The sequence below is a fragment of the Mycobacterium sp. 23 genome, assembly GCF_048287075.1.
Classification (GTDB): domain Bacteria; phylum Actinomycetota; class Actinomycetes; order Mycobacteriales; family Mycobacteriaceae; genus Mycobacterium; species Mycobacterium gordonae_B.
Window position 1 is genome coordinate 2,423,621 of sequence record NZ_JBLVUX010000005.1, and the last position, 14,583, is coordinate 2,438,203.

General features: G+C 66.0%; 14 protein-coding genes. 5 read left to right on the forward strand and 9 right to left on the reverse strand.

Annotated features, from left to right (window positions below; all coding sequences use genetic code 11):
- Window positions 1-5 precede the first annotated feature (5 nt).
- From ACNQS7_RS12495 to ACNQS7_RS12510, 4 genes are read right to left on the reverse strand one after another with little or no spacing between them, the layout of a single operon-like run.
- Window positions 6-1,460 (reverse strand): MFS transporter, encoded by a 1,455-nt coding sequence (locus ACNQS7_RS12495; protein WP_418012786.1) that lies wholly within the window; start codon window positions 1,458-1,460, stop codon window positions 6-8.
- Between the two features lie 36 nt (window positions 1,461-1,496).
- The gene (locus ACNQS7_RS12500) at window positions 1,497-1,901 is read right to left on the reverse strand and encodes a hypothetical protein (RefSeq protein WP_418012787.1); all 405 of its coding nucleotides are present in this window, start codon (window positions 1,899-1,901) and stop codon (window positions 1,497-1,499) included.
- An 11-nt stretch (window positions 1,902-1,912) separates the two neighbouring features.
- On the reverse strand, window positions 1,913-2,560 hold the full coding sequence (locus ACNQS7_RS12505; protein ID WP_418012788.1) for a DUF1345 domain-containing protein: 648 nt from the start codon (window positions 2,558-2,560) through the stop codon (window positions 1,913-1,915).
- A 5-nt stretch (window positions 2,561-2,565) separates the two neighbouring features.
- On the reverse strand, window positions 2,566-3,990 hold the full coding sequence (locus tag ACNQS7_RS12510; protein WP_418012789.1) for a WS/DGAT/MGAT family O-acyltransferase: 1,425 nt from the start codon (window positions 3,988-3,990) through the stop codon (window positions 2,566-2,568).
- Between the two features lie 105 nt (window positions 3,991-4,095).
- On the opposite strand from ACNQS7_RS12510, the gene ACNQS7_RS12515 reads away from it, so the two are divergent.
- On the forward strand, window positions 4,096-4,713 hold the full coding sequence (locus tag ACNQS7_RS12515) for a TetR/AcrR family transcriptional regulator (protein ID WP_418012790.1): 618 nt from the start codon (window positions 4,096-4,098) through the stop codon (window positions 4,711-4,713).
- Window positions 4,714-4,793: 80 nt separating this feature from the next.
- Window positions 4,794-6,098, forward strand: coding sequence for a flavin monoamine oxidase family protein (locus ACNQS7_RS12520; RefSeq protein WP_418015970.1), 1,305 nt, complete (start codon window positions 4,794-4,796; stop codon window positions 6,096-6,098).
- Here the strand turns inward: ACNQS7_RS12520 and ACNQS7_RS12525 are convergent.
- The 3 genes from ACNQS7_RS12525 to ACNQS7_RS12535 form a co-directional block, all read right to left on the reverse strand.
- Window positions 6,075-6,917, reverse strand: coding sequence for an enoyl-CoA hydratase/isomerase family protein (locus tag ACNQS7_RS12525; RefSeq protein ID WP_418012791.1), 843 nt, complete (start codon window positions 6,915-6,917; stop codon window positions 6,075-6,077). The two genes, ACNQS7_RS12520 and ACNQS7_RS12525, sit on opposite strands and share 24 nt — an antisense overlap.
- A gap of 107 nt (window positions 6,918-7,024) precedes the next feature.
- On the reverse strand, window positions 7,025-8,374 hold the full coding sequence (locus ACNQS7_RS12530; RefSeq protein ID WP_418012792.1) for a DUF5933 domain-containing protein: 1,350 nt from the start codon (window positions 8,372-8,374) through the stop codon (window positions 7,025-7,027).
- A 66-nt stretch (window positions 8,375-8,440) separates the two neighbouring features.
- Window positions 8,441-9,022, reverse strand: a complete 582-nt coding sequence (locus ACNQS7_RS12535; protein WP_418012793.1) for a disulfide bond formation protein DsbA — start codon at window positions 9,020-9,022, stop codon at window positions 8,441-8,443.
- A 74-nt stretch (window positions 9,023-9,096) separates the two neighbouring features.
- Here ACNQS7_RS12535 and ctaD point away from each other — a divergent pair, with 74 nt between their 5' ends.
- Entirely contained in the window at window positions 9,097-10,842 is a 1,746-nt protein-coding gene (gene ctaD, locus ACNQS7_RS12540; RefSeq protein WP_418012794.1) for a cytochrome c oxidase subunit I, read from the forward strand.
- A gap of 1 nt (window position 10,843) precedes the next feature.
- Here ctaD and ACNQS7_RS12545 read toward each other — a convergent pair whose 3' ends face one another.
- Window positions 10,844-12,094 (reverse strand): KasA/KasB family beta-ketoacyl-ACP synthase, encoded by a 1,251-nt coding sequence (locus ACNQS7_RS12545; protein ID WP_418012795.1) that lies wholly within the window; start codon window positions 12,092-12,094, stop codon window positions 10,844-10,846.
- On the opposite strand from ACNQS7_RS12545, the gene ACNQS7_RS12550 reads away from it, so the two are divergent.
- Window positions 12,093-12,299, forward strand: coding sequence for a hypothetical protein (locus ACNQS7_RS12550; RefSeq protein ID WP_418012796.1), 207 nt, complete (start codon window positions 12,093-12,095; stop codon window positions 12,297-12,299). The genes ACNQS7_RS12545 and ACNQS7_RS12550 overlap by 2 nt on opposite strands.
- 25 nt (window positions 12,300-12,324) lie before the next feature.
- Window positions 12,325-13,587 carry an alpha/beta hydrolase gene (locus tag ACNQS7_RS12555; protein ID WP_418012797.1) on the forward strand — a complete coding sequence of 421 codons (1,263 nt, stop codon included), beginning with the start codon at window positions 12,325-12,327 and terminating at the stop codon, window positions 13,585-13,587.
- On the opposite strand, the gene ACNQS7_RS12560 is transcribed toward ACNQS7_RS12555, so the two are convergent.
- Window positions 13,545-14,570 (reverse strand): alpha/beta hydrolase, encoded by a 1,026-nt coding sequence (locus ACNQS7_RS12560; protein ID WP_418012798.1) that lies wholly within the window; start codon window positions 14,568-14,570, stop codon window positions 13,545-13,547. The genes ACNQS7_RS12555 and ACNQS7_RS12560 overlap by 43 nt on opposite strands.
- Between the last annotated feature and the right edge of the window lie 13 nt (window positions 14,571-14,583).

Here is a 14,583-nt window from a genome sequence, read left to right on the forward strand (position 1 = left end):
TGACTTCACCTGGCCGCCAGCGGTGTGGCGATGTCCTCCAGGGATTTGCCTTCGGCGTCGACAGCGAGGAACCACGCCACCAGGCCGCCGGCGATCATCACCGCCGCGCCCAGCAGGTAGCCCAGGAACAGCAGCAGCGGCCTGGAGCCGTCGCCGATGAGTGCGCCGTAGATGACCGGCCCGAGCGCACCGAAACACTGTGCGATGGCGAAGAACACCGCGATCGCCTTGGCGCGCACCTCGAGCGGGAAGATCTCGCTGACGGTGAGGTAGGCCGCGCTCGCCCCGGCCGAGGCGATGTAGAAGATGACGCACCAGGCGATGGTCTGAGTGATGGCGTTCAGCACACCGGCCTGGAACAGGGCCGCGCTGAGCGCCAGCAGCAGCCCCGACGCCAGATAGGTCCCGGCGATCATCTTGCGCCGGCCGATCGTGTCGAAGAAGTGCCCGATGGTCAGCGGTCCGAGCAGATTACCCACCGCGAATGCGATGAGGTAGAGCGGTGTCGAGGCTGAGGGCACGCCGTAGAACTTGCCCAGCACCAGGGTGTAGGTGAAGAAGATCGCGTTGTACAGGAACGACTGGCTGATCATCAGCACGGCGCCCAGTACGGCGCGGCTCGGGTAGTCGCGGAACAGCACACGCGTCAACGCGAGGTAACCGATCTCCTGTGCGGGCCGCAACTCGATCGCGGTGGATTCGTCGACCGGCGGCAGGGAGGCACCGGTGGCCCGCACCTCCTCCTCGATGTGGGAGATGGTGCGCTCGGCGTCCTCGGTGCGGCCGTTCATCACCTGCCAGCGCGGGCTCTCCGGCAGGTTGCGCCGGACCAGCAGAATGACCAGCGCCAGGACCGGGCCGATCAGGAAGGCCAACCGCCAGCCCAGGCTCAGCTCGATGGCCCGCAGGAAGACGAATGTGCCCAGCGTGCCCAACACCGCCCCGGCCCAGTAGGTCCCGTTCACCGCGATGTCGACGCGGCCCCGGAAGCGGGCCGGGATCAGCTCGTCGATCGCCGAGTTGATGGCCGCGTACTCCCCGCCGATGCCCATCCCGGCGATGAATCGCGTCAGGTAGAGGAAGGCGATCCAGGCCGCGCTGTTGCCCAGCGTCGCCGCCGTGAGTGCACTGCCGAGCAGGTACACGCCCAGGGTGATCATGAACAGGTTGCGCCGCCCCAGCTTGTCGGACAGGCGGCCGAAGAACAGCGCCCCGGCGACCTCGCCGGCCAGGTAGACGGTGGCGACGAACCCGACGGCGGCCGAAGACAGATGAAGTGTCTGCGGTTCGGTCAGCGTCTCGGCCACCGCACTGGCCACCGTGATCTCCAAGCCGTCCAGGATCCACGCCACGCCGAGCGCCACCACCATGCGGGTGTGAAACGGCGACCAGGGCAATCGGTCGATACGGGCGGGAATCAGGCTGCGGATCGGACCCGACTGCTCCTCACTATTCGGCACACGTCCTCGTTCCCTTCGGGGAGCGGCGGGAAACATTCATCCCGCGAGCTGCTCGGCGGTCGGCGGAGCGACGAATACGCGTTCCCCGGTGATCAGGTCGGACTCATCGAAACCGAAGACGGCCCACAGCCGGACCTCGAACGGCTCGGTCGCCGTGGTCGGCGTACCGCGCAGCCAGAACTCGATCTGGACCTGCCCGTCATCGAGGTGGGTGAGCTCGATCAGTTCGTTGGTCTGGTCGGGTACCAGCGCGCGCCCGTCGATCCAGTACCGCATCACCTCGTCGGCGCCGTCGAACACCGTGCCGTCGGGCAACTCGTAGCGGGGGTGGCTGAAGGTGGCCATCGTGCGGTCCCACTCCTGCACGTTCTCGCTTTGCATGTGCTCGATGACGCGAGCCTTGCGGGCTTCCTGATGTGCGCGCCGGCCGGGATCGGCCATGAGCCCTCCTTTCATGAATTACTCAGTCCGACAACCAGATTGATGGTGACAGCCAGAATAACCGCACCGAACAGGTAGGACAGCAGCGCCTGGCCGAGCGCGATGCGGCGCAGCTGACCGGTCTGCAGCGTGGTGTCCGAGACCTGATAGGTCATCCCGATGGTGAATCCGAGATAGAAGAAATCCAGGAATCGGGGGTGCTCGGTGCCGCTGAAGTCGATGCCACTGGCCGAGTTCGAGTAATAGACATCGGCGTAGCGGATGCTGAAGACGGTATGGACGACGCACCAGGCAACGGCGATGCAGACTACCCCGGTGCCCGCGGCGATGTTCTTCTCCACTCCCGCCTTGGAACTGGCGGTGAGCAGGTGCGCCACCCCGGCCAGGCTCGCCACACTCGCCGACAGGATCACCACGTCGATCAACCAGCCGGTCGGCGGGTCCTCGGGTACCACGTGTTCGCGCGTGCTCTCGGCGTCCATGGGCAGCACGACGATCCACGTCCACACCAGGTACACCAACGCCGCGGCGATCCAGCCCACGCTCGGTGCGTAGGCCCATCCCGACGTGGTCACGAACAGCACCACCGCCGCCGCGCCGACGAGTGCCGCGACGATCAGCCGGATGACGACGTGCCGGCGCCAGCCCTGTCCGCCCATTGCCGTCAACCCAGCGCCGCGGCCAGCGGCAGGCTGGCCTCGAGCGGTGTGAGATCCTCGGAAAGTCCGGCGGCGCTGCGCAATTCACGGAACGCGTCGATCAGCGCATCGGTAGCCTCATGCGGATCGTCCAGGGTGCGATCGTCGGTCAGCACCGAGATGGCGAATTGGTCGACGTAGCTCCACACGGTGATGTTCATGCCGCTGCCCGCGACGATCGGCCCCACCGAATAGATCTCGGTGAGTGTGGCTCCCTCGATGCAGCCGCGTTCGCGCGGCCCGGGCACGTTCGACACCACCAGGTTCATCACGCTGGCCGACTCCATGCGGCGGGCCTGGGTGCGAAAGATGCGCGGCGCCAACCCCGTCGGCAGATAGGACATCCAGGCGGGCAGCACGGTGGGGCCGAGCAGCTGGTGGTTCTCCTTCGCGATCCTGGTTGCCATGGCCGTCAGCCGGACTCGTTGCATCGGGTCCTCGACATGCACCGGCAGTGACGGCGTCATGTAGGTGAACTCGTTGCCCGCCAGGCGGTCTGGTGCCGGGTTGTAACTCACCGGCACCCCGGCGATCAGCGGGACATCGGCGTGGCCGTCGTAGCGCAACAGCAGTCGGCGCAGTGCCCCGGCCACGGTGGCCAGCACGACGTCGTTGAGCGTGACGCCGAGATGCTTGCTGGTCTCCTTGACGTCGGCCAACGCCAGCGGCGCGGTGGCGAAACGGCGCCCGGGACTGACCCGGTGGTTGATGAAGCACGGCGGCGGGGCGAAGTTGCGGGCCAGGTCGGGGATGGGGCCCCGCTCCTTCGATCGGCGGCGCACCCGGGAGATGCCCGAGGCCGTCTCGCCGAGCAGGCGCGGCAGCTTGCGGATCAGGCCCGCGTGATCTTTGGCGGCCTCCTTAAGCAGGTGCGAGCGGGTCGGCAGTTCGCGCGGCAACCGCCGGGGTTCGGGCTGGTGCGGCGACAGCGCCTGAGCCATCTGGTTAGCCGAAGCCTTGCCGTCGGCCAGTACGTGGTGGACCTTGTGAATGATGGCAATCCGGTTGTCGGCCAGCCCCTCGGCGACGTACATCTCCCACAACGGGTGATCGCGGCGCAACGGCGTGCTCGCGATGTGGCCGATCAACTCGTCGAGCTCTCGTCGCCCGCCCGGCGCCGGCACCCGCGCGCGGCGTACGTGATAGTCGAGGTCGATGTCCTCGTTGACCAGCCACATGGGATGGTGCAACTTCAGCGGGATGTCCAGCAACTGGTACCGCAGCGGCTCGAGCGCCATCAGCCGTTGGTAACCCACCTCGCGGAAGATCTCAAAGTCGTAGTCCCGCTCCATGTTTGACACGTCGAGGATGCCGATCTTCAGCGTGTGCATGTGAATCTCGGGTGTCTCGGTGTACAGCATCAGGGCGTCCACACCAGTGAGTCGCTTCACACGCCTATTCCACCCCGTCACGGAGTTGGATGCCAGACCCCGATCCCGGCCGTACACTTCGGACGGTTGTCCGACTATGAACCTCCATGACGAAAGGAGCCGTGCATGGCATACGTGCGGGTGGAACAGCGCCAGGACGAGATCGTGGCCGCCGCGGTCCGGGTACTGAGCGAAGTCGGGGTTCCGGGCACGACTCTGCGCGCGGTGGCGGCCGAGGCCGGCATCCCGCTCGGCACGTTGCACTATGTGTTTCCGACGAAGGACCTGCTGTTGCGCGCGGTCATCACGGCGGTCATCGACGACGTGGTGTCGGCCGTGCAGCCCGGCCTGCAGCCTGACCGCGGGGTCGCGCACGCGCTGCGGGAGAGCATGACCATGTTCTGGAGCAAGCTGGTCGAGCGTGAGATCGGACTGCAGGTCATGCAATATGAGCTGGCCATGTATTCGGTGCGCACCGAAGGCGCGGGCGGTCTGGCCCAGTTGCAGTACGACCGGTACACCGAGCTGGTCAGCACGCTGTTTGAGCAGGCTGCACGGACGGCCGGCGAGCGGTGCGCCGTGGACTTCCCGACGCTCGGCCGGTTGACGCTGGCAGTGCTGGACGGCCTGATCGTGCAGTACGTGGCCAGCACCGACGCCGCCCGGGCCCGGCATGATCTCGAACGCGCCGTAGACATGCTGGTGATGTTCGCCGACCCGCAGCCGGTCAAAGGGGCGCGGTGACCCGCGTTGCGCCGCATGACCGACCTGTGGCTTACTGATTTGGTCGGTTGTCCGACTTAGGATGGAACTTGGAGGTACCGATGCGGGAGTCGACGGTGGTGGTGGTGGGCGCCGGACTGTCCGGACTGACCGCGGCGCGTGAGCTGCATCGACAGGACATCGACGTGATCGTCCTCGAAGCGGCCGATCGGGTGGGCGGACGCGTGCTGGGCCGGACCAGTGCGCTGGGTTCGCGTTTCGACCTGGGTGGACAGTGGATCGGCCACGACCACCACCGGATCGCGGAGCTGGCCGCCGAACTCGGCGTGACGATGTTCCCGATGCACACCGCGACCCTGCCCACGGTGATCGACGGGCAGCGGCGGGTCTCGCGACTGGGGCCCTCGATGCTCGTCTCGGCCTTGGCGCTGGCCGGGATCGGCGTGCTGGCGCGGCTCGGAGCACCGGCCAGACTCAACGCGTCGACCCTCGACCGCTGGCTGAGCAGGGTGCCGGGACGCACCGCTCGGCGACTGCTCGAGGTGGTGGCCCTGATCTCGTGGACCGGGGACCTCGACCGGCTGTCGGTGCGCGCCGCCACGGACATGATTCGTCATCAGGGAGGGCTGTTGACGATTCTGGGGACCAAAGGCGGCGCCCAGGAATCGTTGCTGGTCGAAAGCGCCGGAGCACTGGTCGAGCGGTTGGCGGCAGAGTTGGGCCCGCGGGTGCGTACCGGGCATCGGGTGATCTCGATCGTGTGTGGCGATCGGGTGCTGGTGCGCACGGCGTCGGGCGATGTGAAGGCCGACAAGGTGATCGTCACGGCACCGCCGCCGGTGGCTTCCCGGATCACGTTCGAGCCCGCGCTGCCCTCGAATATGGTTGCGTTGCAGCACAACACATATATGGGGTCGGTGTACAAGGCGGTCGCGGTCTATCGCCGGCCGTTCTGGCGAGAACGGGGTGGCGGGGAGTTCATTGTCCTGGACAGACCGGGCAGCGCGGTTTTCGACACCACCGCGCCAGGCGGGCCGGGCCATCTGTGCGTGCTTGTCGGCGGTCCCGACGCACGAGAGCTGTCCGCGCTGGACGCCGCGGCGCGCCGCGAGGCCGTGCTGAGGCCGCTGGTGCCGCACATCGGCCCGGAGGTGCTGGAGCCGGTCGACTGGCAGGAGAAGTCTTGGCACCTCGACGAATTCGTCGAAGGCGGCTATGTGGCGCTGCCGAAACCCGGCACCACCGAGGGATTCGTGCCGATGCCGTGTGGTCCGGTCGGCGACATCCATTGGGGTGGATCGGAAACCGCCAGTGGACATCCCGGCTATCTGGATGGGGCGATCGAGGCCGGCCGGCGGGCCGCCGCCGAAGTGATCGCCGCCCTACAGCCGACCCTCGACCCGTAAGTCCGGGTGCACCCAGCTCGGCGACCGGCGTTCCTTGAAGGCCATGAAACCCTCGATCGCCTCCGGGGAGCCGAGACTGGACTGCATCCCGATCCGGTCGTAGAGGCCCAGGTAGTTGTCCAGACTGGACTTGATGACCGTGCGGGCGCCGGGAGCGGTCCGGCAGCACTGCGCGAGCACTTCCCTTGCTGCCGTAGCCAACTCGACGTGCGGGACAACGCGCGCCACCATCCCCCAATCCAGCGCCTCCGATGCGGACAGGGTGCGTCCGGTGAACATCAGGTCGCGGGTGCGGACCGGTCCGATGAGCCGTGCGAGCATCTGGCTGTAATAGGTGTCGGCGATGCCGCGGTAGAGCTCGGGCACCCGGAAAGTGGCGCGATCGCTGACCACGGCGAGGTCGGCGCACAGCGCGATCTGCAGTCCCCCGCCCTGGCAGAGCCCGTTGACCGCGGCGACCACCGGCTTTGCGGATTGGCGCAGGGTGTCGAACGGCAGAGCGTCCATGCCGAGGGCTGAGCCGAAGGTCAGCCAGTTGTCACCGCCGCCCCCGCCCATGTCGCCACCGGGCGCGAAGACATCGCCGGTGCCGGTGATGAGCAGGCCCGCCAGATCCGGATCGCTGCCGACGTGATTCACCGCGTATTTGATCCCGAAGTACATCGCCGGCGTCATCGCGTTGCGGGCTTCCGGCCGGTCCAGCGTGCAGACTCCGAATGCGCCCTCTCGGGTGAACTTCAGGAAAGGTGTTCCCAGCCAGTCGCCGTCGGGCGGCCTGGGTGCCGGGGGCTCGTCGCTGGGCCGTGACAGATCGCTCATGGTGTGTAAAGACACTAAGACCTTTGGGACTGCGGTGCAATACGCGACAAGACTGCGGCATCTTCACCGAATCAGACTCGGAATGAACGCCTTTCCGTTGCGGCGTATCAGGACACAGCCGATGAGCCCTGCCCGGCGAAGACGCCTGGTACCGGCAGGCTCCTGTCCTTCGCTGGTCGGGCCGGGCGGGCGAAGTACGTCGCATAGAACGCGGCGCTGAATGCCACCAGCGTGCCGATGATGAGCACGCCGAACGGCACCGCGTAGCGCGCCATTTCCGCCGCGAAGTACCGGCAACACACCAGCAGCGCAGCCAGAAACGCGGCTCCGAAAGCCGTCATTCCTATTCGCCACCCGATCCGGTCGCGCACCGGCTCCCGTAGCGCCGATTCCACCGTCAGGCAGAGCAATCCGCCCGCCAGCAGATCGACGCCGTAGTGGTACCCGAAGCCGAGGGTCGCCGCGACGGTGCACGTCAGCCACAGTGCGCCGCCTATCCGCAGCCAGCGTGGTCCCCCGCGGGAGTGCAGGAACACCGCCAGCGCCCACGCCGTGTGCATCGACGGCATGCAGTTGCGTGGAGTCGATCCGTCGAAGGCAATTGCTCTGGGGGACAGATTGATCCGCGGCACGGCGTGCGGCCAGAAGTCGCCGATTTCGAATCCCCGGCCCTCGCTTCCAAAAGCGAAGTCCGGGCCGACCAACGGGAAGAACACGTAGATCAGCGGCCCGATCAGGCCAAGCACCAGGAATGTCGGGATCAAAAAGTGCCGCGGCCAGCCGCCGATGCTGACGTTGCGCAGTTGATAGATCGCGACCACCATTGCCGCGACGGGCAATTCGATGTACACCCAGTGAAACGCCGCATTGATAACAGGGCCGCCCGCGTGCAGGAGCCGGCCCAGCAGCCACGAGGGTTGTGCGAGTGCGTGATCGGCCAGCAGTGCGTACTCGTCCAGGACCACCGGCCGCAGGATCGCGGTGATACGCAACCAGCTGTCGCCGACTTTGGTGGCGATGACGAGCAGGAGGCCGAACGCGACTCCCCGCAATGCCGTGGAGTGTTCGTCCCTGGCCCAGCGCCGCCATCCGACGATCACCGCCAAGCCGGTGAGCACGATCAGCGGACCGTTGCCGACCGTCCAGGCACCGCCGCGCGCCACCCTCAGCACCGCGAGAACGACATCGAGCGCCACCGCCACCGACAGCGACCAGACCCGGTACCGGCGGGATAGCCCGACCATGGCCACACCTAGGCCGACCCACGGCACGGTGGCCGATGTCGGCGTGCCGAAATAGTCGCCGGCCAGGCTGCGCAGCGGACCCACGAACCCCGCTCCGGTGGCCGTGATCTGCAGGCCGATCACCACGGCGGCGATGAGCACGACGGCGGTCGGCCCCCAGAGGCGGGTCGCCTGAGAGCGCCATTGCACGCTTCGCAGGTCGCCGGTGAACACCCGACGAATAATAAGTGTCAGGTTGGGGTCTAGGGCAAGACCGGGCCGATGCCCACGCCGGTGTGTCTAGCCGTGCGGGCGCTGTAGGACGGCGAACTCGGGAACGCCGGCGGCGGTCACGACCGCGTCCAGGAGTGCGACGCCTTCACCAGCTTCGGGCACACCAATCAGGACGGGGCCAAAAAACGCGTGGCCGTCGATCGCGATGATCGGGCTTCCTGCTTCGTCGCCCAATGCGTCCTGGCTGGCTGCATGCGCCCGCCTGACCGCCTCGTCGTGCTCGGGCTCGCCGAGGGACTCCGACAGTGATTCATCGAGTCCCAGACCGTCGAGCACATCGGCGACCACACCCGGAGTGACCTCGTCCTTCTGCACGTGCAGACGGGCGCCGACCGGCTCGTAGAGGCGAGCGAAAGCCTCGGCCCCGTAGCGCTCCGCGGTCGCCGCGAACAGGCGTCCTAAACGTCGGGAGCGCTCGAACATGCGCCGGTGCGCTTCGTCCGCGTCCTTACCCTCATTGAGAACCGCCAGGTTCATCTGACGCAGCACGACCGGCCGTCCCGTTCTTTCGGCAGCGCCCAACAGCCACCGGGAGGTCACCCAGGAATACGGGCAGACGGGGTCGAGGTAGAGATCGATTGTGGTCACCAGTTCCGCCTAGCCGTTACGTTCGTGTTCAAACACGATGTTTGAGGCCGCAAAAGCCGGAAATCCGCACCGCTATGTCGATCGCGGAGCCGCAGGCTGCCCAGCTCACCGCACGTCGTCCCTTCCCGGCCCGGCTCGGCCCCAGGGGCAACCTGATCTACAAGCTCGTCACCACCACCGATCACAAATTGATCGGCATCATGTACGTCGTCACCTGCTTCACGATGTTCTTCATCGGTGGCCTCCTGGCGCTGATGATGCGCGCCGAACTGGCCGCGCCCGGCCTGCAGTTCCTGTCGAACGAGCAATACAACCAGCTCTTCACCATGCACGGCACGATCATGCTGCTGCTGTATGCCACCCCGATCGTGTTCGGCTTCGCCAACCTCGTGCTGCCGCTGCAGATCGGTGCGCCCGACGTGGCGTTCCCGCGCCTGAACGCCCTGTCGTTCTGGCTGTTCCTGTTCGGCGGGCTGATCGTGCTCGCGGGCTTCATCACACCCGGGGGCGCGGCGGAGTTCGGCTGGACCGCCTACACCCCGCTCAGTGACGCCGTCCACTCCCCCGGCGCCGGCGGCGATCTGTGGATCACCGGCCTGATCATCGCCGGTCTGGGCACCATCCTGGGCGCGGTCAACATGATCACCACCGTCGTGTGTATGCGCGCACCAGGCATGACGATGTTCCGGATGCCGATCTTCACCTGGAACATCCTGGTGACCTCGGTACTGGTGCTGATCGCGTTCCCGCTGCTGACGGCGGCGCTGTTCGGGCTGGCCGCCGACCGGCACCTCGGCGCCCACGTCTACGACCCCGCCAATGGCGGAGTTCTGCTGTGGCAGCACGTGTTCTGGTTCTTCGGCCATCCGGAGGTCTACATCGTGGCCTTGCCGTTCTTCGGCATTGTCACCGAGATATTCCCGGTCTTTTCACGCAAGCCGATCTTCGGTTACACCACACTGGTTTACGCGACGCTGTCGATCGCGGCCTTGTCAGTAGCGGTGTGGGCGCACCACATGTTCGCCACCGGAGCCGTGCTGCTGCCGTTCTTCTCGTTCATGACGTACCTGATCGCGGTGCCAACCGGAATCAAATTCTTCAACTGGATCGGCACCATGTGGAAGGGCCAGTTGACCTTCGAGACGCCGATGCTTTTCTCCATCGGCTTTCTGCTCACCTTCCTGCTGGGCGGACTGACCGGAGTGATGCTGGCCAGCCCGCCGCTGGACTTCCACGTGACGGACAGCTATTTCGTGGTCGCCCACTTCCATTACGTCCTGTTCGGCACCATCGTGTTCGCCACCTACGCCGGAACGTATTTCTGGTTCCCGAAGATGACGGGTCGACTCCTTGACGAGCGGCTGGGCAAACTGCACTTCTGGTTGACCTTCATTGGGTTCAACACCACGTTCCTGGTGCAGCACTGGCTGGGCGACATGGGCATGCCGCGCCGCTACGCCGATTATCTGCCGACCGACAATTTCCAGACGCTGAATATCGTCTCCACCGTCGGGGCCTTCATCCTGGGCCTGTCGATGTTCCCGTTCGTGTGGAACGTCTTCAAGAGCTGGCGCTACGGCGAAGTGGTGACCGTCGACGACCCGTGGGGTTACGGCAACTCGCTGGAGTGGGCAACCAGTTGCCCGCCGCCGCGGCACAACTTCAACGAGCTGCCCCGAATCCGTTCGGAGCGACCGGCTTTCGAGCTGCACTACCCGCACATGGTCAAGCGCATACGTGAAGAAGCGCACATCGGGCGTGCGCACGGACCGAAGGACAAGGACGTCACCAGAGTCGACGACGTCGAAGTGCGCTCCTGACTCAGGCCGCGCCGAAGACCACTGCGACGTTGTTCCCGCCCAAGCCGAACGACTCCGCCACGGCATAGCGGTAATTCCCGCGACGTGCCTCACCGGCCACCACATCGAGGTCGATCTCAGGATCGGGTTCGGTGAAATTCAAAGTGGGCGGCACGATTTGGTCACGCAAAGCCTGGACTGTGAGCACGGCCTCGACCGCGCCGGCAGCACCCAGTGAATTGCCCAGCGCCGACTTGGGCGCGTAGACCGCCGGTGAGCGGTCACCCAGCGCCCGGCGGATGGCGCGCGCCTCGGCCGCATCCCCGAACGTGGTGCCGACGGCGTGCGCCTTGACGAGGTCGATGTCGCTCGGGGCCAGTCCGGCCAGGTAGATCGCGCGGGCAATCGCGTCACCGGCGCGTTCGCCGCTCGGGTCCGGCATCACGGCGTCGCAGCCGTCCGACGTGACGGCGGCACCCATCAGCCGGGCCAGGACGGGCGCGCCTCGTGCCTTGGCATGCTCCTCGGTTTCGACCAGCAGCATCGCGCCGCCTTCCGCCAACACCATGCCGTCGCGGTGCCTGTCGAACGGCCGGCAGGCTCCGGTCGGGTCGTCGTTGTTGGTGGACAGCATGCCCAGTTGCCAGAACGTCGCCATCGGCACGGCCTCGATAACCGTCTCCACGCCGCCGCAGATCGCCATGTCGGCCTCTCCGAGGACGATGTTCTGCCAGGCCTGTGCGATGGCCGCGGTACCCGACGCGTCGGCCATCACCGACGTCTCGACGCCGGCCTTGGCCTCACGGTCGAGCCCGATCACGGCGGCGGGCGCGTTTGGCATGTACTTCTGCACCGAGATCGGTGAGATCGCCTTGAGGCCTTTGACCTTCCAGATGTTGTGCCAGAGCGGAATGTCCTCGGTGCTGCCCAGGCCCAGACCGACCGAGACCATCAGCCGATTGGTATCGACTTCGGGCGACCCGGCCTGCTCCCACAGCCGCCGGCTCACCACCGCGGACAGTTTCTGCATGAACGCGAACCGGCGCAGTTCGACGCGGCCGAATTGCTCGTCCAGGTCTTCGCGCAACGGACCGCCGATCCGTATCGGTGAGTCGAATTCGGTGACGAAATCTTTGTCCAATTTACGAATTCCGCTGCTGCCCTGCAGCAGCTGCTGCCAGGTCTCCTCGGCATCCGGCGCGAGGGACGTCGTGGACGCCACCCCGGTGACGACGACGTCGGGGAACCCCTCACCCGTTCTCAACGCGGTCATGCCGGTCGTTTCCTTGTGTCGAACATCGACGTCACGTCCCCCTCCAGGAGCCACGCCCGCTACAGGTATCACCTTCCCAAGTCGTGCCGACAAAAACCTGATATCGGCGATCGGCATCATGATAAACAGCGCCGCCGAGGCCGAAAAGACCATCGCCGAACTCGGCGTGCTGCGTGCCACGTTTTCGACGCTCGGCTGCGGGTAAAACTCTCGGTCTGTACACCTCGCTAATGCACGGATTGATTCCCGCCGTGGTGCAATTCGTGACCACGGCGGCGCTTCTCTATGCCATCGGGTGGCGTGGGCGAGTTTTCGCGGTCGGCGTGACCGCGGGAGCGGCAACCGTAGCGGTGGCGCACTGGACGTATGAGACACTTGGCATCGCCAGTGAGCCCGCGCCATGGCAACTCTGGCTCTGGGTCTATCTCTTCGGGCTGGCCACCGCCACCGTTGTCGCGGGCTGGTCGGGTGCGAGCGGCTGGCGACGCAACGCGGCGGTATTCGCGATGTCGTTCTGCCTGCTCAGTGCGGGACTGACGATCAACGGCTGGCTGGGCTACTTCCCCACCGTTGATGCCGCGTGGAGCCAACTCACCAACCGTCCACTGCGGGGTCAGGTCCACATCGGGACAGCCTTCGAAATGCAGCGCAAAAATGCTGCGCTACAACGCGGAAAGCTTGTGGCGGTGACCACGAGCAGTCGGATATCCGGCTTCTCACATCGCCGCGAATGGGTTTACCTGCCTCCGGCGTGGTTCAGCGGAAAGCAGCTTCCGGCGATCCTGATGCTGGGCGGCGAGTTCGGCACCCCCGCCGATTGGATTCGCGTCGGTGACGCCACCACAGCTCTCGATGCCTACGCCGCGGCACACAACGGTAACGCCCCGATCGCCGTATTCGCGGACGCCACAGGCGGATTCACCGTCGACACCGAGTGCGTCGACGGCCCGCGCGGGCACGCCGCCGCGCATTTGACGTCCGAGGTGATTCCCGAGATCGGCGAGCTGTTCGGCCTGGGCGCTCAACCGAAGTGGGGCGTCGTCGGGTTCTCCGCGGGCGGCACCTGCGCCGTCGACTTGGCGGTCATGCATCCCGAAACGTTCAGCGCCTTCGTGGACATCGGCGGTGACATCGGCCCTAACTCGGGCACGCGGGAACAGACGATCGACCGGTTGTTCGGCGGTGACGCCGAGGCGTACTGGCGATTCGACCCGGCGACAGCGATCAGCCGCCACGGCCCATACACCGGCCTATCCGGCCTGTTCGCGGTCCCTGGTACTGATGGCGGTCGCGACGGCGTCGGGCAGGACGCCGCCGAGGCGCTGTGTGAGGCCGCTCAGGGCAGCCGCATTTCGTGCGGCGTGATGGGATTGCCGGGCAAGCACGACTGGCCGTCGGCGGCCGGGGCTTTTGCGGAAACGCTGCCGTGGCTGGCCGATCGGCTGGAACCTCATCCTCCTGCCGGTCCGGCCAGCTCAGTGCCGGTCAGCTGACCGCACTGAGCGAGCAGGGCGTCCTGCTTCGAGAGGTCGGGCCCGGTGACCGGCGCGAGGGACCCGATACGACCGCCTTCGGACAACTGCTCGCCGAACCAGTCCCGGGTATGCGCTGCGGCGATGTTGGTGTCGCTGCGCTCGGCGTAAAGGCTCATATGGCTGACGGCCGGCAAGACGGCGAGTTTCTTGAACGGCGAGGCGACCTGGTTGAAGGCGGCGATCTCCAGATCCCACGCCGTGATGTTGTCGCCCTCCGCGACGATCATCATCACCTTCTTGTCGAGCACTCGCGGCAGGAAATTGAAAACGCTGTAGTTGAGCAGCAATTCGGCTGACTCGGTGGTGCTCCAATGCTCATGCAACGGGGCCTCATCGGCCTTGATCTGGTTGAACACCTCGTAGATCCGAGGGAACGGCCACACCGAGAGTTCCTCAGCCGGAGTCAAAGTGGCGAAGGCGATGCGGTCATCTGTGCCCAGCGGAGCCTGCCGACGAGCATGGAGGATCTTGGCCTCGAAATCGGCGAATCGAGCCTCACCGTGAACCCGCTTCATCGTCGCGTGGCCGTCGACCACGGGCACAACGCTGACCACGGCTTTCACCCTGGGATCGATCGCCGCAAGGATCAGTACGTGGCCGCCGCTGTAGGAGATGCCGAACGCACCGAGCTTGTCGGGGTTGACGTCCTCGCGGGACTCCACATACGTCAGGGCGTTACGGTAGTCGGAGATCTGCTGCCACGGGTCCAGGTGTTGCCTTCGCCCTCCCGAGCTCTCACCGACACCGGCGTAGTCGAATGTCAATACCTGCACCGAGGATTCGTTAACAATGCGGGCCACATGGGGTAGGACGATTTCTTTGGTGTAGCACCATCCGCCCGCGGCCACCACGGTCGGCAAAGGACCGGTCGCATCGTCGGGCCGAAATAGCCGACCGACCAAAGTCTCTCCGTCGCTGGGGAATTCGACGCGCTGTTCCATTTCGATTCTTGCT

Coding starts and splice junctions, on each gene's coding strand:
- ACNQS7_RS12560 (WP_418012798.1), bottom strand. CDS start 14,570: ATGGAACAGCGCGTCGAATTCCCCAGCGACGGAGAGACTTTGGTCGGT.
- ACNQS7_RS12500 (WP_418012787.1), bottom strand. CDS start 1,901: ATGGCCGATCCCGGCCGGCGCGCACATCAGGAAGCCCGCAAGGCTCGC.
- ACNQS7_RS12550 (WP_418012796.1), top strand. CDS start 12,093: ATGCCGGTCGTTTCCTTGTGTCGAACATCGACGTCACGTCCCCCTCCA.
- ACNQS7_RS12520 (WP_418015970.1), top strand. CDS start 4,794: ATGCGGGAGTCGACGGTGGTGGTGGTGGGCGCCGGACTGTCCGGACTG.
- ACNQS7_RS12555 (WP_418012797.1), top strand. CDS start 12,325: ATGCACGGATTGATTCCCGCCGTGGTGCAATTCGTGACCACGGCGGCG.
- ACNQS7_RS12505 (WP_418012788.1), bottom strand. CDS start 2,560: ATGGGCGGACAGGGCTGGCGCCGGCACGTCGTCATCCGGCTGATCGTC.
- ctaD (WP_418012794.1), top strand. CDS start 9,097: ATGTCGATCGCGGAGCCGCAGGCTGCCCAGCTCACCGCACGTCGTCCC.
- ACNQS7_RS12515 (WP_418012790.1), top strand. CDS start 4,096: ATGGCATACGTGCGGGTGGAACAGCGCCAGGACGAGATCGTGGCCGCC.
- ACNQS7_RS12545 (WP_418012795.1), bottom strand. CDS start 12,094: ATGACCGCGTTGAGAACGGGTGAGGGGTTCCCCGACGTCGTCGTCACC.
- ACNQS7_RS12525 (WP_418012791.1), bottom strand. CDS start 6,917: ATGAGCGATCTGTCACGGCCCAGCGACGAGCCCCCGGCACCCAGGCCG.